The organism is Thermostichus sp. MS-CIW-38 (assembly GCF_054058415.1).
Genome location: NZ_JBSSAH010000008.1, coordinates 69,190 through 89,824 on the forward strand (window position 1 = coordinate 69,190; position 20,635 = coordinate 89,824).

Sequence of the window (20,635 nt, forward strand, 5' to 3'; positions counted from 1 at the left end):
TCCGTCCCCTCAGGTTTCAGGCGGGTACTTGGGCGGATCCCCGAAGATGATGCGATAGCCGATGTACGCCACCCCCAACAGCCCTGCCAGGATCCACAAGAAAGCCGAAAAGGGTAGGCGGGAAAAGAAGACAAGATAAACCCGGCGACTGAGCCAAGAAAAAATAAGATAGACTGCCGCCAAAATGCCGATCCCTTGCAAGGTGCGAAAAGCCGGCACCCGCGAGAGAGGCATGCGCTGGCGTGCCACCCAGATGGAGCTAAGAAAAGTCCAGGGAGGCACCAGCAGCAAGAACATATCCGCCTGCTTCACCACCGCCTGCCAGCCGGCGGTGTTGGTGGCATAGGCCAAGTAGCCCGCCCAGAGGACAAGAGTTACCGCTCCCAAGCCGATACTTAAGCTGAGCAAAAAAGGCTCCTCCCATTGGCCTGGGATCCAGTCGCAGAGAACCCAAACCACCCAAGGGGTGGCAAAGAGCAAAAGCGCAATGGCTAAGCCATTGGCGTTGAGCTGGGTAAAAAACTTCTCCAGAGTCATGAACAACAAAAGGAGCGGACGTCACCCTTGATGGTAATGATTCCTCCTTGAGGAAGCAACTCAATCCGTATACAAATCCACCTATTGTGGGCAATGCCCGCAAGGTTTACAGCCCGCCTGGGCACCCCGGTAAACGTTGCCAAGTAACACCAGCAGGGATAGGAGTAGGAAAAAGAAAAGGGATCCTTGACACTGGCCAGGGATCCCTTCCTAAAAAGCTCAAGACATTTCTCCGGCACGCTGCTGAGGCAACTCATCCAAGCCAATCTCCCCTTTGGCAAGAAGGAAGCCCGGCACCGGATTACCACTCCTCTGGACCAATCTGCCCCAGTCTGTTAACCCAATCTACAGACCTTGCAGCACCGTATCTGGGCGGGCCGACAGGTTCTGGATGCGGGTATCCTGGGCCGGCGGGGTGTCCGGTTCGGTGAACACGCCGATCTGCCGCAAATACCGAGCCAAGGCATCTTGCTCGCTGCCGGGGGTGTCGAAGGTAATGCCAGAGCTGGGGGCCAAGTTGACCCGGTTGGGGTTAGACAGGCGAGGGAAGGGATAGTCATCCCCACCATTGGCCAAGAAGTCCAGGGTCACCAGGCGGAAGGTGCGTCTGGGATCCCCTTGCACTTGGCCGTTGCGCACCACCACATCCCGACCTGTGGGCGTATCCACCCGCAAGGAGAGGACGCGGGATCCCGGTGGCCGCGAGGGATCAAAGCTAAAGGCAAAGCCGCCAATTTGGGGGAAGCGGCCCGGCGTAGCTCCCGGCTGGGTTTGCGCCACCCCGTGTTCCACTATCTGCTTCAGTTCCTCAGCGGTGACGGTCAACAGAGAGAGGCCGTTGTTAAAAGCAAGGGCCGTTTCGATGTCCAGCTGAGAGATTTGACCGGACTGCTTGCCGGCTTCAGGGTTAGCCACCGGTGGGATGCGCCGCACCGGCTCACCGCCGCCGCCGCCGGTGGTAGCCCCAATGGGAGCGCGAATGCCACCGCCATTTTTCAGGGAGATAACCGTAGAAGGATCGACCGTTCTGGCGTAGGCCAAGTTGGCATCGGCAGTGAGGTTGCCCAGGTTGGTTTCCTCGGTGCGCACCTCTGCCCGCAGGCCGTTGAGAAATTGGGTGGTGGAGCCGAAGGTGCGGCCATCTTTGGTGCGGATGATGTTGCCAATTTCGTTGGCTATCCGCACTACGTCAGGATTGGGGGTGCCCCTGACAGCTGCTACCCCTTGGTCGTCGGTGGCATAGGCACCGCTCACCGGGTCAATGCGGGCAATAACCCCGTTGGCGTCAAAGCTGACCACCAGGCGGCCCACGTAGCGATAGTTGGAGCCGGTGTTGACCACCGCCACCGGTTGACCACTGGCGGAGGAGCGCAAGATGGGGTAGTCACCCCTGCGGGTATCGGGCAAATCAGTGCGCAGGCGATCGGTGGGCTTGGCGATCACCCGGTGGGATCCGCCGGCAATGATGATGTCCACATTTCGCAATTGGCTGGCCAGGGCTACCTCGTTTTGCAACTGTTGCAGATGGGCTAGGAGGATAATTTTGTTGATGCCCTGAGCGGTGAGTTGATCGACAAAGCCCTGGATCAGGGCAGCACTTACCTGGTCGGTGTCGTCCACCCTGCCTTCTACCCTCACCTCTGGGCCGGGGCTGGAAATGGCAGCCAAGCGAGTGGTGGTGGCTCCCACCAAGCCAATTCGCTGCCCTCCTACGGTAATCACTGCTGTCTTGGCAATTCTGCCTCGAATGGAGCTGGCCTCTTGGCCATCGGCGGCAAAGTCAGCGCTGGCCAATTCGCCGGTACCGCTGAAGCTGAGGTTGGCGCTCAAGTAGGGAAAACGAGCCCCAGCGTAGCCGCGGCCAGTGTCGGGCCGGATGAGGTCGCGAATTTGGCGCGTGCCCTGGTCGAACTCGTGGTTGCCGAAGGCAGCCGCCTCAAAGCCAATGGCGTTGATGATCTCGATATCGGCTTTGCCAGGGGTGAGGTTGTAACGGCCTTGCAGAGACCGATCCGTGCTGGCGTTGTAGAAGGGGCTGGGGATATAGTTGTCCCCACTGGAGAGCACCACCGTATTTGGGAATTGGGGGCGCAGAGCGTTCACCACCGCCGAGAAGCGCGGCGCATCTTGTACGGCAGCTATCGAGGCTTCCAAGTCGCTGGCGTGTAGGATTTGTAGGGTAAAAGCGGGCGGCTGAGTCGAGAGAGCCACATTGGGATCCGAGGCGATAAACCCAGCCCCTCCGCCGGTTGGGGGAACCGAGCTGCTGCTACCGCAGGCGCTGGCCAGGCTCAGCACCAAACACCACAACCCGACCCACAGGGACCTGGCCAGAGGGTTCAGCCAATCCGGGAGCCATCTCTTGGCAGGGGCAGACCCTCGAGCACGGCAAGCTGGTTTCATGACAATTCCTTCACTCCATCCGCAAGAGAGGACGCATCCGCGTTCACGTTACCAGGGGTGGGATGGGGGTTTCGTTATGGCCTGTCTAAGGTTAGGTCAAGTTTAGGTTAAGCTTCCCATGGATCCCAGCCAAATTGTTGCAAGTCCACCTGGCCCTCGGCGTCGAAGTGGATCCCTTCGGCTTGGAGTAGGACTTTTTGCAAGTCGTCGTAGCCAAGGCGAAAGGGGGAGTAGGAAATGCAGCCCTGGGCGTTGATCACCCGTTGCCAAGGGATGTCGGTGTTTTGGCCTTGCAGGCGAAACAAAGCATAGCCCACCTGGCGAGCATAGCCGGGGTAACCGGCAACCCGCGCCACCTGCCCATAGGTGGCCACTCGGCCCGGCGGGATCCGCCGCACCACTTCGTAAAAGCGCTGGTAGAGGCTAGTAGATGGAGCGCTAGTGGAGCCAGACTGGGTCACAGGGATCCTCGCTCAAACTTGGCAGACAATAAGATGTGGAACGGATTGGATCCCCGCATCCATGAGCTATTTAATCGCGGTACTGCCGGATCGCATAGCCGCTGAGGCGGCCTACAGCGCCCTGGAACAAGCCGGCTTTTCCCTGGAGCGATTGCACCTACTGGGGCGGGGCTACAAAACCGCCGACGAGTTTGGGCTGATCGATCCGGCCCGAGCCGCCCGCCGTCAGATGCAGCGTTTGGCCATTTGGTTGGTGCCCTTTGGCTTTTTGGCCGGGGTGGGGTTCAGCGTTTTGAGTGGTTTGGATACCTTTGCCTGGGCGGGACCTATAGGCAACCACCTGATCGGCGGCCTATTGGGCGCGATGGGCGGGGCCATGGGCAGCTTTTTCGTCGGCGGCGGAGTGGGCTTGTCTGGTGGCTCCGGCGATGCTTTGGCTTACCGCAACCGCCTCGCTGCGGGCAAGTACGTGCTCATTGTGGAAGAAGAGAACGAAACCCGCCTCCGCGAAGCCACGCGGATTTTGCGCCAGTTTGAGCCGGAAAATCTGCAAGGGTACAGAGAGCGCCCCTAGACTGGGAGATCTGGGCAGCTATTGAGAGAACTCAGGGAGGTCCAAAAGCATGTCTTGGCTGTGGCAGCAAGTCCCATCGCCGCTTGGGCGGTGGCGGAAGGAAGGGATCCCCAGCTTTGCCGCTGTTGGGGGCGCCCTGGCAGTTACGGGGTTTTTTTCGCCGGCTTTTGCCCACCACGCCCTAGGAGGGAAACTGCCTGCAACGGCCTGGGAGGGATTTCTCTCCGGGCTGGCTCACCCTGTCATTGGCTTGGATCACCTGGCCTTCGTCGTGGCCATCGGTCTTGTGGCGGCGGGGCAGCCCTGGCGCTACGGGATCCCGCTGGGCTTTGTGCTAGCGGGTCTGGTGGGCACTGGGATCCACCTGGCCGGCTGGGATCCCCTGGGACTGACGGAGCTGGCCATTGCCTCTTCCGTGGTTCTCTTCGGCTTGCTGCTGGTGCAACCGCGGCAGATCCCAAGTTGGCTCTTGCTAATAGGGGGATCCCTGGCGGGGCTATTCCATGGCTATGCCTACGCCGAAACCATTATCGGCGCCCAACCCATGCCTTGGGTGGGATATCTACTGGGGTTGAGCACCGTCCAGTATGGGGTAGCTCTCCTGGCCCTTTGGGCAGCAGAACGCTGGGGGTTGCGGATCCCTGGCTTAACTCGCTGGGCCGGCTGGGCGATTACAGTGGTGGGGGCTGCCTTCCTGACCTTGGCAGTGGTGGGCTCTTGAAGGCGCTCCTGCTCGGATCCCTTGCACTGGGGATCCCCGATCCGGTACAAGGATAGCGGTGAAGATCTGTAAAACGAGGGGAGATCCCATGGAGCGCACCTTTATTGCCATCAAGCCAGACGGCGTGCAGCGGGGGCTGGTGGGCACCATCATCCAGCGCCTGGAGAGCCGGGGCTACCAATTGGTGGGCCTGAAGCTGGTGCAAGTGAGCCAAGAGCTGGCGGAAGCCCATTACGCCGAACACAAGGAGCGCCCCTTCTTCCACAGTTTGGTGAAGTTCATTACCTCGGGGCCGGTGGTGGCTATGGTCTGGCAGGGCAAAGGGGTGATTGCTGCCGCCCGTAAGCTCATCGGCAAGACCAACCCCCTGGAGGCAGAACCGGGCACCATTCGCGGCGATTTTGGCATCGACATTGGCCGCAACCTCATTCACGGCTCCGATGGAGTTGAAACCGCGCAGCGGGAGATCGCCCTTTGGTTCGATGAGTCGGAATTGGTGAGCTGGACACCGGTTGCCCAAAGCTGGATTTATGAGTAGGTACTTGCTGCAGGCAAGGGGTAGTCGTGTTCGCAGGTTCCAGACCGGAAGTAGTGCAGAGCGCTAGGGCCGTGTTTCGAACTGGCTTCGGCTGGCCGCAAGCGGCTCTGTTGGAAGTGCCTTGAACCACCCCTTCTCTGCCAAAACTCGAGCGGCAAGCAGGATCTGTTTGCTACTGAATTGTTGTTTTCTATCTCCCCAGGCGTAGAAGCTTTCCACCAACTCTGCCGTCGTAGAAGGGTGCCCACGAGTCACGATCCAGTGGACAGTAGCCAGCAATTCTAGACCATAGGGCGACTCAAAGCCCTCCACGAGGTCGCTGACACGCTCAAAGCGTTCTCTCGTCTCTGGCTGTCCAGCGAGATATCTATGGGCTTCCTCGACAGCACCGGGCACCAGTTCCAGCTTCTTGTCTGGTCGATCACCGCCCGAGCCGTACCCAGAGTACCCAGAGATGTAATATCCCTCGATTTCTTTGAGAACATGCCGCAAGTTCTCGGCGTAGGGTCCATGAACGCCCTTTGTAAATCGCAGGCGAAGCGGCTCCCCGGCTTCCTGCAGGAAGTACATCAGCTTGTGCAGCTCAAGCAAAGAGACAAACGGAACAAGTAGACCGTTTACATAGCGCTCCATAAGGCCCACCAGCACCGCTCTTCCCGGCGTCAAGGAAGGGATCTGGCCGCGGCGCATGCTCTTCGGTAAAGGCTGAGGCCCGGTGGGCTCAAAGACAAGGATGTGGACGTCGGGAAGTTCTGCTAGCGCCTGCTCGATGCGGGAGCGCACATCGGGCCAATGAAGACCCCCGAGGCCGCAGCCTAGGGGTGGCAAAGCGACTGAGCGCAGACCAAGATGCCTGATCTCCTCGGCAAGGGACTTCAGCCCAGCTTCTATATCCTCGATCCGCGACTTCCCCCGCCAGTGGCGTTTTGTGGGGAAATTGATGATGTAGCGCGGATTGGTCAGGTTTCCGGTCTCGAAAACGAACATTTTGCCCGGTTGGACTTCCCCCCGCCGGCAGGCTGCGGCATAGGCCTTGAAGTTCCCAGGCCATGATTTCAAGTGCTGTCGCAGAACCAGTAACAAGAATCCCCTGCCTAAAAGCGGGGGGGTATGTCAAAATCCCTTGCAAGTTGTCTACATGGGTAATGTGGTAGATTTTGGGACTTTCTGGAATTGGCGCCATACCTCCGCTCTACGATGCAGCTTTGAAAAAGGCAGAGCCAGATGCGCTTCACTCGGAACGAGAGTCAAGACCGACAGGCTTTTGAGCAGTGGAGCTCTCGCTTGGCTCGGGCAGATAGAGACGTTCTTCCGAGGCGTCATACTCAAATAGCTCCGCATAGCGTCCCCAGTCAATGGCGGTGGCAAACTGCCGTTCGGCTTCAGCGTGGGGGAAGTGTTCGTCCCAAAGATTCAAGAAGAAGTCCGCTCGCATGGAGCGGCTGCCTTTTTCTTCCAGGGTCTGCAAGATGCTGCGGAACACGGGCACCCGTGCCAATAGCTGTTGTCGGAAGAGATCCTTGCTGCGCAGGATGGTGGTGTTGGCAAAGTCCTGGCCAATTTCGGTCAGTTGCACCACTCTGCCGGTCACCTCGGCAAACCCCAACAGTACCGCCGCATCCAAAATAGGCAGCAGGTCGTCCACGGCCAGTTGCAGCCGTTCAGCCAGGTTAGAAATCTCTGCCCGCCCTTGTGGCCACTCCACGAGCAGTTCCAAAAGGCCGCTGATCCCGCCTACCCGCGCATGGGGCAGAGGCAAGGCATAGGGGGAAGCCGCCTTATCACCGACCGGAGCAGGCAGGGCCACCTCTCCCGTAATAGCGATTTCGGGGTTGGTCATGATCTCGTAGATGTAGTCCACCAAGGACTTGAAGCGGGGATCCGTGCGCTTGTGGGGCCGCGGCAGGTCAATTCTCACCTCCCCCCGGATCCGCCCCGGGTTGGATCCCAGAATCACCACCCGATCCGCTAAAAACACCGCCTCTTCGATGTTGTGGGTAACGATGAGGATGCTTTGGGAAGAGAAGGCTTGCGCATTCCACAGCTCATCAATTTCCCCCCGCAGGTTTTCCGCCGTCAGCACGTCCAAAGCGCTAAAAGGCTCATCCATAAACAGCACCTTGGGCTCTAGGACAAAGGCGCGGGCAAAGCCCACCCGCTGCTTCATCCCCCCCGAAAGCTCCTTGGGGTAAGCGTTCTCAAACCCATCCAAGCCCACCAAGTCAATGGCCTTCAGGGCCGTTTGCCGGCGGATCTCGCGGGGGATCCCTCGGGCTTGCAGCCCCAGCTCCACATTTTCTTGCACGGTCAGCCAGGGTAGGAGAGCAAAGCTCTGAAACACCATCGCCACATCGGGGTTAGGCCCACGTAGAGGCTGGCCGTTACTCAGCACCCGCCCTTGACTGGGGGGGATCAGGCCCGCCATGATGCGCAAAAGGGTGCTTTTGCCACTGCCGCTACGGCCCAGCAGAGCCAAGACCTCCCCTGCCCGCACTTGCAAATCAATTTGGCTTAAAACGGTAAACTCCCCCTTGCCCTCTGGCAAAGGAAAGCGCTTGTAGACTTTCTCAGCCTCAATTAAAACGGGGGAAGCTGCAGAGCTCATAGAGAGATTACCTCAGAAACTGAAAAGACTAAAGGTGATACTTTTCTTCCGCCAACTGATACAGCCGTCGCCAGAAGAGGCGGTTAAGGCCCACCACAAACAAGCTCATCATGCCAATGCCCAAGGTAATGCGGGGCCAGTCTCCCACCGCCGTTGCCTCAGCAATGTAGGTGCCCAATCCTGTAGCCTTGAGGGTGGTGGATCCCCAGGCCACAATCTCCGAGACAATGCTGGCGTTCCAAGCGCCGCCGCTGGCCGTGATTCCCCCGGTGACCCAGGCGGAAAAGATCCCTGGAATGATCAGCTTTCGCCAGCGCTGCCATCCTCGTAAGCCCACATCCACAGCCATTTCTCGCAAGTCTGTGGGGATGCTCTGGGCGCCGGCAATGGAGTTGAAAAGGATGTACCACTGTGCCCCCAACGACATGAGCAAAATGCTGCCCCACTCAATGCTGATCTGGGCGCGGATAAAAAACAACGTGGCAAAGGGAAAAAGGAAATTGGCCGGGAAAGCTGCCAGAAATTGCACCACCGGCTGCAGCAGTTTCGCCAGTTTTGGATTAAAGCCAATGGCCACCCCAATGGGAGTCCAGATCACCGTGGCGAACACCAGCAACACGCTAACCCGCAGCAAGGTGAGGATCCCTAGCCCGAAGGTCAGCACCACCTCCCCAAAGCCCACAGTGGTGGCCACAAAATAAACAATCCAAATCCCAATGCCGCCAATAGCTGCCCAGGAAAGCTGGGTTAGCAGCCGCTCGCGGCGTCGCTCGGCCTCAGGACTAAGGGGATCCACCCAACGGGGGCGAGTTAAGTGGGACAACAGCCGATCCACCAACTCTGCCAAGGGGGACAGCCAACTGCCGATCAGCCGCGGGATCCGCGCCATGGTCAGCAGATCGTACAGCCAGGATTCGGGGGCAGCAGCCCCGCTGCTCTGTTCCAGGCGAAACTTATCCGACCAAGCCACCAAAGGTCGCCAGAAGAGCTGATCCACCAGCAGGATCACCCCGGCCATGGTCAGGAGCGCCCAGCCCAGCTTGGGCAGATCCTCCGCCTGGACGGCCGCTTCCACATAGGATCCCAGCCCCGGCAGCGTGTATTCCTGGTTGAGCACGCTGATGGCTTCGCTGGCTGCCACAAAGAACCACCCTCCGCCAAAGCTCATCATGGCGTTCCAGATGAGGCCCACCATTGCCGCCGGCACTTCCAACTGGGTAAAGCGCTGCCACCCCGACAGGCGATACAAGGTAGCGGCTTCCACCAACTCTTGAGGCAGCGTGCGCAGGGATTGGTAGAAGGAAAAGGTCATGTTCCAGACCTGGCTGGTGAAGATGGCAAAGATAGAAGCCGCCTCCAACCCCAGCAAGCTGCCGGGAAAAAGGGCAATAAAGCCGGTGACGGTAATGGAGAGAAACCCCAACACCGGCACCGATTGCAAGATATCCAACAGGGGGATCAAAATGCGCTCGGCCCAGCGGCTTTTGGCAGCAATGTAGCCATAGACCAAGGTAAAAAGGGTGGAAAAGGGCAAGGCGAGGAACATGCGCAAGGTGGAGCGGGCGGCGTAGTAGGGCAGGTTGCGCGGATCCAAGTCGATCCGGGGCACCACCGCCGGAGGCTGAAACCGCTCAAAAGCCCCCACTCCCACCTGCGCCACCAAGGCCAGGAGAACCAACGTGCCCAGAATGATGGCCCCATCCGCAGCCTCCGCTGGCAGCCGACGCAGCGCCTCCGGCGAAGGAAAAGTCCTCATCTTCCCTGACCAAGCCCGGCATCCGCGCCCAGTGTACACCGTTTGCGGTTGATCCGGGAGGAGTTGCGAGCTCCCGGATCCAGGCGGCTACTCTTCTGGCAACTCAGGGGGAGATTCCTTCCACTGGGGATTGTCCAAGATGGCTTTTTTGGTCTGCTTGAGTTGTTTCCACAGCTCTTTGATTTGCCGGTAGGCTTCTTCCGGGGTAATTTTGCCCCCGGTTTCCAAGCTACAAATCAAGGACACTTTATTGCTAAATTCCTGCAGGTTGGCATCAAAAACTAGGTTCTGCGGCTTCACTTCGCCCCAGTAGGGATAGCGAGGCGAAATGAATTCATCTTTGTTGGGAGGTTTGTTGGGAGGAGTTGGTTCTGCCACGGCCTAACCAGGGTAAAAGAATGGTTCACAACAAGAAGGTCAACATGAAAAGCTCCATTAAAGCAGGATCTACTAGCCCAGTTTATGGGCGTTTTCTCTTAACCGGCTTGGGTACTTTTGCGGGATCCCGCGGCGGATACACTTGTGGATTGGAAATGGGCTGCTGCCCTCGCGGCGGGGGGAGAGGGCCCTTCTGGAGTCGGGGGGTTGAACGCTTCAGGCGTGGGCGCGGCGGCGTTTTGAGCACAGGGCCGATGGGAGTGCCCGCCTCCACATAGAGCAGGGATCCGCGGCGGCGCACCTGCAGATCCCAGAAATTGCCTACCCCTTTGCCCGGCAGGGATCCAATCAGGCGCAATTTGAAGGCTTGGGGCTTGGAGGCTGCAGTTCCATCCTTCTGGACTCGCTGAGAGGGAGAGTTGGCGGAAGCTTTTTTGCCCGATTGACGGATCTTGACAATGATGAATCCTTTCTCCTGCGATTGAAAAACGACCTCGCCCCGGATGGAAAACCAATCCGGCACCACCGTCGGACGGGATCCCTCGGGGAGAGTTCGCCCCATTTCTTCTGGGGCCCACACCCCCAGCAACTGCACGTGCAGATCTTCGGTTTTGTCGCGGGTGCGAGGATAAACCACCCACAGATAGTTGCGTTCCGGCTTCAGGTGCTTCCGTACCAGGCTCATCACCCGGCCCAGCAATACGGCATTGAGATCCAGGCCATCCGAGGTGCGCAAAACCCCGCGGGTAAAATGCTCTGGGGAGGGAATGTATTGCCCTTCGATGAGGCCGATGGCTCGGTATTGCATCTTCTCCCCAGGCGGCGGGATGGGTTCCAAACAGACTCGCTCTTTCTTTTCTTCCAAGCTAGCAGTGGTACTGACAACAGGCTGCAAGGACTCCGTCCCGCTGTCGCGAACAGCACCAGGAGCTGCCGCAGGATCCTGAGCTTTCGCTGATGACAGGGATCCCTTGGCCTCACCCGTTGAGCTGGGTCTGGGGGGCCGTACCGGTCGAAAGGGAGGTCTCAGATCGGAGGACATTGTGACGGTTCCGTTGCTGTCAATTCAGAATGCTCGGCGGCAGACATTTACCGTTGCAAAAACAGGCCATAACTTTGCTCTTGACCCAAGACCTGCTCAACACACCATTCACTAGCCTAACAACGCCCAACAGCGTCTTTCCATCCTGCTTCCATTGACAAACTCCCAGCAGGTGCCCTCGTCGGGAACTGGGGAGCCAGCAGTTGTCAACACTGTAGCCGACGTGTAGCCAATACTAGCAACTGTTCCAAGGGAATGGTTCTCAGGCCGCAGAATGTTTATCCCCCAGACAGAACCATTTCATCTTTATGGTCATTTCGATTCGAACTAGGACATTATACTCACACCCAAAACATTGAAGGTGCAGAGCCAGAAGGCTTTTCTCAGTAGCCCAGGCGTCTCACCCTAAGCTGAAACGAATAGAGTACCTGTAGTTTTTTCCGGCAACGCTGACTGGAGGTGTTTTTGCACAGCCGGGATCCAACTGGCCGATCCCCAGGGCTCTCTAAGGGCTGGATTGCATTCCCTCAGCCAAGGGGATCCATTCAGCCATCTTGAAGCTCATCGCTTAGGCAGGCGTTACCCACACCTGGGGAGTAAAACTGCCGTGTAGGCCATAGGGAATGTGGTGCCGCAATGGGATCCGCGCAACCGGGCCGGCTGTCAGATCGGCTGCTTCTAGGATCACCACTTGAGAGCGCTGGCTGGCCGCATCAAAAACCACCGTCACGATCCACCCTGCCTCTTCGCCCTGACCTTCTGGATCGGGGATGAACACCGGTTCTCCCACAAAGCCGCGGGGGGCAAAGCTGTACTGCTGTGTGCGGCCTGTGGCGGTATCCAGCTTGAGGATGGCTTGCAGAGGAGCATTGGGGCCAGGAGCATGGGTGGCCCCGATGTAGATGTAGCGGTGGGATCCCCCCATTCGAGCCGGGTGGATGGCCGGAAACTCCACCGAGCGATCCAGCAGCAGTTCCCGCTTCACGCTGCCCCCCTTGGGATCCAGATAGAACCGCCACAGCTTGCCCGCCGGAATCTGGGCAAAGTCAATCTGCAGGTAATCGGCATCCGGCTCCAGGGCAGGGTAGCTCTCATAGAGGACGGCATCCACCACAACCCGATCCCCGACTTCGTAGCCGTTGACAAAATGGAAAACAAACCCCGGCTCCGCTTCCAGTTGCAGCGGCTTATCGCCCTGGGGAAAGAGCCAGATGCGGGTCGGCTCCCCCGGTTTCAAGGTCAAACAGGTGCCCGCCGGTTGCCAGCCCAACACAAACGGCAGGGGGTTGAAAGCCAAGGGATTTTGGAAAAAGATACGGTAGCGGGGTGTCCAGACAAAATCGTGCAGGAAGGCAAAACCGGGCAGGCGGTAATCCCGCTTTTCCACCAAGCGCCCGCGCGAGTCCAGACGATAAAACAGCAACGTGGAGTTCTGGGCAGCCCGCACCCCAAAGGCGATGAGATCTCCCGTGTGGGGATCCCGCCGGGGATGGGCAGTGAAAGGCTGGCTGGCCGAGATCCCTCCTGCAAACGTTTCGATCCCCTCGGTGGCCAAGGTGGCCGGGTTCAGCCGGTAAGGGGCACTGGCCTCCCACAGGGCCAGCAGCTTGTCTCCCTGGTAGATGACGTTGGTGTTGGCGGGATTTTTGAACCGCAAGTCGAGAAAGTTGCTCCACCAGCCGCCCGGCTTTTGGGTGCCAAACACCCCTCGGTAAAGCACCCGACCGGCTTTTTCCTCTGCTTCAAACTCGCGGGTGCGCACAAACCGGTTGCGAAAATGAACCTTCCCCTCCACAAAGGTGATGGCGCAGACCATGCCGTCGCCATCGAACGGGTGTCCGTAGCGCTGGGATCCCGCCTCCAGCTTGCCCGGGCCGTTGCGAAACAGGGTTCCCCGCAACCCTGCCGGGATCCGTCCTTCGATCTCCGTAATCCAATAGTCGTACTCCTGGGATAGGGAGCGATAGCCCAATTGCCAGTCGGTGGTGCTGTAGGGAAGGGAAGCGACGCTGACCATGGAAGATCTGCATGCAACGCCCTCTATTGTTGCTTAAACTTTTGTGAAGTCGCCAGTTTTTCTGGGCCGGGATGGTCTCCTGGGTGGGGATCCCCAAGATGGAGTCCCGCCAACTGGACTATGGTAGAAAATGCCCCCAAAGCGCCTGACAGGATCCACAGTACCCATGTTTGATGCCCTCTCCGAGAAGTTGGAATTGGCCTGGAGAAAGCTGCGCGGCCAGGACAAGATCACCGAAACCAACATTCAAGAAGCTCTGCGGGAGGTGCGGCGAGCCCTGCTGGATGCGGATGTCAACTTGCAGGTGGTGAAGCAGTTCATCGAGGATGTGCGGGAAGCTGCCCTGGGATCCGAGGTCATCCTGGGGGTGACGCCGGATCAGCAGTTCATCAAGATCGTCCACGACGAGCTGGTGAAAGTGATGGGGGAAGCCAACGTGCCCATTGCCCAAGCGGAGCAGCCTCCCACCATTGTCCTCATGGCCGGTTTGCAGGGATCCGGGAAAACCACCACCTGCGCCAAGTTGGCTCTGTATTTGCGCAAGCAGGGCAAGAAGTCTCTCATGGTGGCCGGAGACATCTACCGTCCGGCGGCCATCGACCAGCTCAAGACGCTGGGCCAGCAAATTCAGATCCCCGTTTTCGACCTGGGCAAAGCAGATCCCGTCGAGATTGCCCGGCAGGGGGTGGAGACGGCCCGGCAGCAGGGCTACGACTACGTGATTTTGGACACTGCCGGTCGCCTGCAGATTGACCTGGAGATGATGGCGGAGCTGGAGCGGATCAAGGCGGCGGTGCAGCCCCACGAGATCCTGCTGGTGGTGGATGCCATGATCGGCCAAGAGGCAGCCAGCCTTACCCGAGCCTTCCACGAGCGCTTGGGCATCACTGGGGCCATTCTCACCAAGCTGGATGGGGACACCCGCGGTGGGGCCGCCCTTTCCATTCGCCAAGTGTCCGGTCAGCCCATCAAGTTCATCGGTGTTGGCGAAAAGGTGGAAGCGCTGGATCCCTTCTACCCGGATCGCATGGCCTCCCGCATTCTGGGGATGGGGGATATCCTCAGCTTGGTGGAAAAAGCTCAAGAGGAAATCGACCTGGGAGATGCCGCCAGCATGGCGGAGAAGATGATGACCGCCCAGTTTGATTTCACCGATTTCCTCAAGCAGATGCGCCTGATCAAACGCATGGGATCCCTGGCAGGGCTGCTGAGACTGATGCCGGGGATGGGCAAAATCAGCGAGGAACAACTGCAAAAGGGACAAGACCAACTGGCCCGCGCCGAAGCCATGATCAACTCCATGACCCCCGAAGAGCGGCGCAACCCGGATCTGTTGGCCCGCAGCGTCAGCCGCAAACGACGGGTGGCCCGCGGATCTGGCCACAAGCTGGAGGATGTCAGCCGACTGGTCAGTGATTTTCAACGCATGCGCGACATGATGCGCAACATGGGCATGGGTGGCGGTTTTCCCGGTATGGGTTGGGGGGGTGGGCGTACCTCTCTTCCCGGCGGGGATCCCAGTTGGCGCGGACGTTCAACGGCCTCTCCCTCTCGGCAACAGCCCAGCCGCAAGCCGGGCAAAGGTGGGGGTAAAAAAGGGGGCGGCAACCGCGGATTTGGGGGCAAGTAGGATAGGATTATGCCCTTCCACGTTGTTTTGGTTGCCCCAGAGATCCCGGCCAACACGGGGAATATCGCCCGCACCTGTGCAGCCACCGATACCCCTCTCCATCTGGTGGATCCTCTGGGGTTTCGCCTTTCGGATCGCTACCTCAAGCGGGCGGGGCTGGACTATTGGCAGCATGTCCAACTGTATCGCTACCCCTCTTGGTCTGCTCTGGTGCAGGCCCACCCTGAGGCCCGGTTCTGGTGTTTTAGTGTGCGCGGCAAAGCCCTCTATACGGAAGTAACCTATCAGCCGGGAGACTGGTTGGTGTTCGGCAGCGAAAGCCGGGGGTTGGATCCCATGTTTTTGGAAACCTATCCCAGCGTGCGCATCCCACTGCGGGGGCCGGTGCGCAGCCTGAACCTCAGCAATGCCGTAGCGATTGCCCTTTTTGAGGCGCTACGTCAGCAGGGATCCCTGACAAAAGAATAAGTGGTCGGGTTGGCCCTGATATAATAGCTACTTCTCCCCGTCAGGAAGATGTGTGCTCTGCAGTATCTGCGCCCCGATTTGCTTCACCTCAAGCCCTACGACGCTGTGCCAGCCCCGGCTGCCGACAAGCTGGATGCCAATGAGTTCCCCCTCGATTGGCCGGCGGGCTTTAAGCAGAAGCTCTCCCTCCTTTGGGAAAAGGGGATCCCCAGCAACCGCTATCCCGATGCCCACCACCGGGGCCTGAAGCAGGCCATCGCCGCCTATGCCGGAGCGGAGCCAGAGCAGATCAGCCTGGGCAATGGGTCGGATGAGCTGATCCGCTCCCTGCTGATTGCCACCTGTCTGGGCGGGCGGGGCGGCATTTTGGTGGCAGAGCCCACCTTCTCCATGTACGCCATCCTGGCCCAGAGCCTGGGGATCCCGGTGGTGCGGGTTCCCCGCGACCCGGAGACGTTTGCTCTGGATCTGGAGCGCTGTCAACAGGCCTTGAGGGAGCATCCGATTCGGGTGGTGTGCCTGGTGGATCCCAACTCGCCGACGGGGAATGGCCTGACGGCTGCAGAGTGGGAGTGGGTGGAAGGGCTGCCCGAAGAGATTCTGGTGATTTTGGATGAGGCCTATTTTGAGTTCAGCCGGCACACAGCCCTGCCCAAATTGGCGGAGCATCCCAACTGGGTAATCTTGCGCACCTTCTCCAAAGCCTTTCGCCTGGCGGCCCACCGGGTGGGCTATGCTGTGGGTCATCCACAGCTTATGCAAGTGTTGGATGGGATCCGCCTGCCCTACAACCTCACGGCCCTTTCTCAGTGGGCGGTTCAGATGGCTTTGGAGCATGCCGAGGAGCTTTTGGCCGACGTGACGCTAATTTGTCAGGAGCGGGAAGCCCTTTATCAAGCTCTGCAGGAGCTGCCAGGGGTGCGGGTGTGGCCCAGCCAAGCCAACTTCCTCTACTTCCGGGTGGCCGGCTGGGATCCCCAAGAGCTGCAGCGGGCCTGGCAGGAGCTGGGGACTGGTGTGCGCTACACGGGTGGGGGGCTGCGTCTGACGGTGGGCACCCCTGAAGAGAACCGACGGGCCTTGGAGCGCCTGCGCCAAATCCTGCAATAGGCCTCCCGGCCTGCGTTCGGAGCCAGCCTAGGTGGATGGGTCGGCGCGCGAAAAGCGCTGGATCAAGCTGTGCACCTGCTGCAAGTGTCGTTCGTCCAGATGCTCCAGCGCCTGGGCGATTTCCGCTCTGAGTCGGCTCTGGGTGTCGGTTTGGGCCCGCTGCAGCAGCCAACTTTGGACAGGGCTGGGGTGCTCCACAAAGTCAAGCGCCCAGGGATCCCGTTCGTCCAGCTCAGGTTCTGCCTGGGGCAGCTGCTCCCTCCAACGCTCTTGAGCCTGTCGAAACTCCTCCGCCAAACGATCTGTTGGGCGCCCCTCCGCTTGGAGAACCTCTTGATACCTTTGGTGGGTCACCAGCCAGCGCTGCCGAATTTGAGAGCGTTGCTGCCTGGTCAGCCTGCCGGTTCTGCTTTCGGTGAAGCGCTCGTAAAACCTGAGCGTGTCTCGGTAGTGGCCCAATCGCTCACAAGCCAAGCCTACCTCCAGGGGCTGTAGCCACCAGGCCCGCTCCATCTGTGTGCTGGTAACCACTTCCTGCAGAAAATCTCGCAGCCCAGGGGATTTGCGCCTTAAGTCTTCCCAGTTGGTCCGGATATCCCGGGCCATGGCAGCCACCAGCTCGTAGTCATGTCCCCGCTGCCACGCCTGAGGATGGGCCTGCACCGTTTTCCAGAGCTTCTCCCACTCTCGGCACTGGATCAGAACTCGCAGCATCAGCGGCCAGTCTTTCAAGCGCTCCAGACTGGTGACGACGTCGCCGATGTACTCTGCCCACTCGCCTGTGAGGGGACGTCCTGCCTCTTGCCATCGGTCCAGCACCACCGAGTCTTGGCGGTCTTTGGATAGCCACCTCACCTTGCCGGGAAGGGGTTCCAGGTGGATCTTGGCCCGGTAGTAGGGGGAATGCTCCGTTTGGCCCCCCTGATCCCAAACCTCTACCGCCCGCTCAAATTCCTGCCGATAGAAGTGACAGATACCCCAAATCTTGTAGTACTGATTCGCGAACGGCTGCCGCTGGCCGAGAAAGGCCAGACGTCCCTTCAAAGCCTCAAGGGTCTCTTGCAAAAACCGGCTGCGGGCCTCTTCCTGGGGGCAGAAAGTTCCCAAGTTGTTGAGAACTTGCTCAAGCTCTGCCAAAAATTGCTGTACACACTCTTTCCAGGTGGAATCCGTTCGTGTAAGCGGGACGAAGTCCCTATCTTTGGGGCTGACTTCAACGCTCAGCCAATCTCGCACCCGCACCACCTCCCGCACCACCTGTCGAAAGCGCTCTGCAGGCTTGGCGGAGTTTTTTTGCACCACCACCATCAAGTCCACCAAGGGGCTGTAGTCTGGGATCCCAGGACATCCAGCAAAGTAGGCGGCGTTACGCTGCAGCTCCAACCAGGCCTTCCCTCTCCAAAAGCACTCCCAGGCTTCTCGTTTAAGATTTTTGTTGGGCAAAGCAGACTGCTCCAGGCTCAGGAACTTTTGCCCTGCGGAAACGTAATCCCTCTGGAGCTTGAGGAGCCAGGCCTGACATTCCTGTTCTAGAGGTGGTTTTTTTGCCTTCCGCGCCAGAGTTTGAACATCCTCCAGAAGTTTGAGGTTGCCCTCCTCGATGCCGCGCCTGAGAAGCTCAAGAGCTGCCTCCTGCAGATCTTCCAAGCTTGTATTGGTCCAGTACTGGATATTGATGCCTTTGACAGGGTAACCCAATACCGGTGGGTCGGTCTCCCATTCCGACCGATCCGGTTGCAGAGAAGGATGATCGAGCCAAGAGTTGGATTCTAAGCTTGGATCCCAGAACTCCCGCCAACCGGCAGAGGTGTCCACAATGGCCAGGGCCTCGATGGGGCGGGTAATGCCGACATACAATTGGTTGAGAAAATAATGGAGTTGCAGGGATATCGCCTCCCCAGCTCCTCGGGCGTAATCATTAAGCTTTCGGTTAAAGTTTTGTCGATAGGCGTTTCCAAACTTGTAGAGGATAACTTTTTTGAACTCCATTCCCTTAACAGACGTAGCAGTTTGCAGGAGCGGTGGTTTAAGATTCTGCTTCAATTCCTCGGCAAAGATCTTCTGGAGTTCGGGATCCTGACGCACGTAGTTCAGCTCCTCTCCCACAGGACAGGGTAAGATACAGACTGTTCCTGTGAGATCACTAAGCATTTTTCTAAGCTCATCTTCGATTAAGTTTCTTTCCTGACCATCCAGCACAAACCTTTGAACCGGCATGCCCTGCTCATGGGGACGCCAGGGCTGTTGGGGATAGATTTCTCGACTCTTGCTGAGAACTCGCCGCCACAGGTTGACTACATTGCTAAAACGAGTAACTTGTGGATTGCTGCGATAGTTGTTTCTCAGCTCCTGCGGGCCTGCAATCTCAAAGGGATGGCTCGGCAACAAGTGGGCGCGGATATGCTCGTAGAGATATTTTTTCAGAGCAGCCCAACGAAATCCCGTCGGGTTAATGGTTTGCAAGGGATCCCCGGCAAAGGCATAGGGCAGGCGATCAATAGCCCAATCCAACTTGTATTTTCCCCAAGGAGATAAGCAAAAAATGATATTCAGCTCAAGTTGGGTAAAGTCCTGAACCTCATCGCAAAAAATGACTGGATGAATAGGATTAAGAGTGCCATTCTGCAGCACATCTCTGGCCAAATCTTGGTCATCCCAGTAGCCCTCATGGGTGGTTCGATCCCGGTAACCCGGCCAAATCTCTTCGTAAATCCGCTCGAAGGCTTCTTCATCCACACTGCGGTCGGCCTCAGGCAATTCTCGGTAGCTATCGGGATCCAAATAGTCACTGACCTCATAGCCTTTGATCAGCGTGCGAATGGTGTGCCAAGCCAGCTCTACATCGCGGCGACCACAATACCAGCTCTGAAATCGATAAAAATTGACATACCGATCCGGTTGGTAGCGTTCTTGCCGCTCAGGGGGAAGGCAGTTCAGCAGGTAGTCCTGAAAAGTGCTAAAAAAAGCTTGACACTGCTGAATTTCCTCTGTGGAGAAGCTGCACCCCTCCTCCCGATAGCGGTGGCTGATGCGCAAAATTGAACTTACCCTGTTGCGAGCTTGCTGCACCAAACTGGGGCTATAGGTCAAAAAGAGAGGGCGGTACTCAAGAGGTCTCTGTTTTGAAGTTTTGAGGTAGTGGCTGCAATAGTCGGCAAAGCGGTAGTACAACATCAGAGATTTGCCGCTCCCGGCCCTTCCGTTGATCAGTAGGGGCATGGATGTACTCTGCAGGATTTCTTCCTCCTCCATGGACAAAGCCAAATTTCCCTCTGTGATCTCCTGCATTTCCAACCAAATGGTCTCATCCGCCACCATGTAGTCGGGGTAGGCGCGACGGGCGTACCGCTTCCATACCTCCAAAGGTTGCGGGTGCTGGAGAATATCCGGCTGCTTGGCTTTCATCCCAAAGAGGCAGGTTTGGCATCCCAGCTCAAACCGTTCCTTTTGCTCTGGGGCGTGGTCGTAAACTCCAATGAGAAATGGAAACAATCTCCCTGGCTGCTCCCAGACTTGCACCAAGCTGACGGCCAGATACAGGGATCCCTCCTGCCAGCATTTGACCTCTGCCTCCAGATAAAACGGCGGGAGCTGCCAGTAGAGCCTGCCTTCAATTACCAAGCGGGATACTGCTTGGTAAGCCTGGCGCCGCTGCTCTGGAGAAAGGGCCCGTACTTGCCGAACCCATTCCCCACTTTCCAACACCAGCCGCTCCTGCGGATTGGGAGCATTCAAGAACTGTGTCCATTCATACAGCTCGTCGGGCAGAGGGGGGAGATGGTTTGGCGGATCCCCTGGTTCGTGCCGCTGCGCCAGCCACGCCTGCAAACGGTCATCGGGCACCCAGCTCCGCACCCGTTCTTGATAATCCGGATCTCGCCGTCGGTCTAAGAACTCCCGGTATTCGTGACTGCCTCTCGGCCAGAGGCCAAACAAAACCAGAACGGGTACTTCGCCTACATAGCGCAGCTCCCCCACCAAGCGAATGTTGTTGCGGAGATTACGCTTCCAGTAAGGGTAACGAACGTCAAACAACTGGCTCAAAAGGGTGCGACCCCCCTCTTCCAGCCGTTCTATCAATGCTTCTAGGTTGCACTGGGTTCTGCTTCCCAGAAACTCCTCCGGGCAATATACATACATGGGATCCCGCCGGGTATACTTGGAAGCTATCCTAGTGCCGGGCTACTGGCGAAAATTGCCGCTGTGCTAAAAGTCTTAATTTTTTTCATAATCCCCACGTAGCCCACAACTACCTATGTAGCCATTTGCAAACTCACAAAACATCTCGATTCAAGCTTTTGTAAACTACCCGACACCCGCGCTATGCGCAGGGTGCGAGCTTTATCCCAATCCCTAGCGGCCCCAGAGGACAGCTAAGTTTCGGAATTTCAGGCG

The 20,635-nt window shown here is 58.3% G+C and carries 16 protein-coding genes; 6 read left to right on the forward strand and 10 right to left on the reverse strand.

Annotated features, from left to right (window positions below; translation table 11 throughout):
- Positions 1 to 9: 9 nt before the first annotated feature.
- The 3 genes from ACVWXZ_RS04945 to ACVWXZ_RS04955 all read right to left on the reverse strand — a co-directional run bounded on the left by ACVWXZ_RS04945 (position 10) and on the right by ACVWXZ_RS04955 (position 3,401).
- Positions 10 to 537, reverse strand: a complete 528-nt coding sequence (locus ACVWXZ_RS04945) for a hypothetical protein (protein WP_457403245.1) — start codon at positions 535 to 537, stop codon at positions 10 to 12.
- 345 nt (positions 538 to 882) lie between these two features.
- Positions 883 to 2,835 (reverse strand): bifunctional metallophosphatase/5'-nucleotidase, encoded by a 1,953-nt coding sequence (locus tag ACVWXZ_RS04950; protein WP_457403261.1) that lies wholly within the window; start codon positions 2,833 to 2,835, stop codon positions 883 to 885.
- 212 nt (positions 2,836 to 3,047) lie between these two features.
- The gene (locus tag ACVWXZ_RS04955) at positions 3,048 to 3,401 is read right to left on the reverse strand and encodes an MGMT family protein (protein ID WP_457403246.1); all 354 of its coding nucleotides are present in this window, start codon (positions 3,399 to 3,401) and stop codon (positions 3,048 to 3,050) included.
- A gap of 61 nt (positions 3,402 to 3,462) precedes the next feature.
- Here ACVWXZ_RS04955 and ACVWXZ_RS04960 point away from each other — a divergent pair, with 61 nt between their 5' ends.
- The 3 genes from ACVWXZ_RS04960 to ndk all read left to right on the forward strand — a co-directional run bounded on the left by ACVWXZ_RS04960 (position 3,463) and on the right by ndk (position 5,234).
- Entirely contained in the window at positions 3,463 to 3,975 is a 513-nt protein-coding gene (locus tag ACVWXZ_RS04960; RefSeq protein ID WP_414329998.1) for a hypothetical protein, read from the forward strand.
- Positions 3,976 to 4,024: 49 nt separating this feature from the next.
- Positions 4,025 to 4,696 (forward strand): HupE/UreJ family protein, encoded by a 672-nt coding sequence (locus ACVWXZ_RS04965; RefSeq protein ID WP_457482229.1) that lies wholly within the window; start codon positions 4,025 to 4,027, stop codon positions 4,694 to 4,696.
- A gap of 88 nt (positions 4,697 to 4,784) precedes the next feature.
- Positions 4,785 to 5,234: a nucleoside-diphosphate kinase gene (ndk, locus tag ACVWXZ_RS04970; RefSeq protein WP_011431937.1), complete on the forward strand. Its 450-nt coding sequence runs from the start codon at positions 4,785 to 4,787 to the stop codon at positions 5,232 to 5,234.
- Positions 5,235 to 5,297: 63 nt separating this feature from the next.
- Here ndk and darG read toward each other — a convergent pair whose 3' ends face one another.
- From darG to ACVWXZ_RS05000, 6 genes are all read right to left on the reverse strand, one after another.
- The gene (gene darG, locus ACVWXZ_RS04975) at positions 5,298 to 6,317 is read right to left on the reverse strand and encodes a type II toxin-antitoxin system antitoxin DNA ADP-ribosyl glycohydrolase DarG (protein ID WP_457482230.1); all 1,020 of its coding nucleotides are present in this window, start codon (positions 6,315 to 6,317) and stop codon (positions 5,298 to 5,300) included.
- Positions 6,318 to 6,465: 148 nt separating this feature from the next.
- Positions 6,466 to 7,839: an ABC transporter ATP-binding protein gene (locus ACVWXZ_RS04980; RefSeq protein ID WP_457403251.1), complete on the reverse strand. Its 1,374-nt coding sequence runs from the start codon at positions 7,837 to 7,839 to the stop codon at positions 6,466 to 6,468.
- A 28-nt stretch (positions 7,840 to 7,867) separates the two neighbouring features.
- Entirely contained in the window at positions 7,868 to 9,595 is a 1,728-nt protein-coding gene (locus ACVWXZ_RS04985; RefSeq protein ID WP_457482231.1) for an ABC transporter permease, read from the reverse strand.
- A gap of 87 nt (positions 9,596 to 9,682) precedes the next feature.
- Positions 9,683 to 9,973 (reverse strand): DUF7219 family protein, encoded by a 291-nt coding sequence (locus tag ACVWXZ_RS04990; protein ID WP_414384063.1) that lies wholly within the window; start codon positions 9,971 to 9,973, stop codon positions 9,683 to 9,685.
- Between the two features lie 82 nt (positions 9,974 to 10,055).
- Positions 10,056 to 11,015 (reverse strand): hypothetical protein, encoded by a 960-nt coding sequence (locus ACVWXZ_RS04995; RefSeq protein ID WP_457440525.1) that lies wholly within the window; start codon positions 11,013 to 11,015, stop codon positions 10,056 to 10,058.
- A 568-nt stretch (positions 11,016 to 11,583) separates the two neighbouring features.
- Positions 11,584 to 13,032 (reverse strand): carotenoid oxygenase family protein, encoded by a 1,449-nt coding sequence (locus tag ACVWXZ_RS05000; protein ID WP_457482232.1) that lies wholly within the window; start codon positions 13,030 to 13,032, stop codon positions 11,584 to 11,586.
- A 166-nt stretch (positions 13,033 to 13,198) separates the two neighbouring features.
- On the opposite strand from ACVWXZ_RS05000, the gene ffh reads away from it, so the two are divergent.
- From ffh to ACVWXZ_RS05015, 3 genes are read left to right on the forward strand one after another with little or no spacing between them, the layout of a single operon-like run.
- On the forward strand, positions 13,199 to 14,662 hold the full coding sequence (gene ffh, locus ACVWXZ_RS05005; RefSeq protein WP_011431929.1) for a signal recognition particle protein: 1,464 nt from the start codon (positions 13,199 to 13,201) through the stop codon (positions 14,660 to 14,662).
- Positions 14,663 to 14,671: 9 nt separating this feature from the next.
- Positions 14,672 to 15,130, forward strand: coding sequence for a tRNA (cytidine(34)-2'-O)-methyltransferase (locus tag ACVWXZ_RS05010; protein ID WP_414342486.1), 459 nt, complete (start codon positions 14,672 to 14,674; stop codon positions 15,128 to 15,130).
- A 48-nt stretch (positions 15,131 to 15,178) separates the two neighbouring features.
- The gene (locus tag ACVWXZ_RS05015; protein WP_457388282.1) at positions 15,179 to 16,240 is read left to right on the forward strand and encodes a histidinol-phosphate transaminase; all 1,062 of its coding nucleotides are present in this window, start codon (positions 15,179 to 15,181) and stop codon (positions 16,238 to 16,240) included.
- A gap of 27 nt (positions 16,241 to 16,267) precedes the next feature.
- Here the strand turns inward: ACVWXZ_RS05015 and ACVWXZ_RS05020 are convergent, their stop codons facing one another.
- Positions 16,268 to 20,380, reverse strand: coding sequence for a hypothetical protein (locus ACVWXZ_RS05020; RefSeq protein WP_457482233.1), 4,113 nt, complete (start codon positions 20,378 to 20,380; stop codon positions 16,268 to 16,270).
- Positions 20,381 to 20,635: the final 255 nt, after the last annotated feature.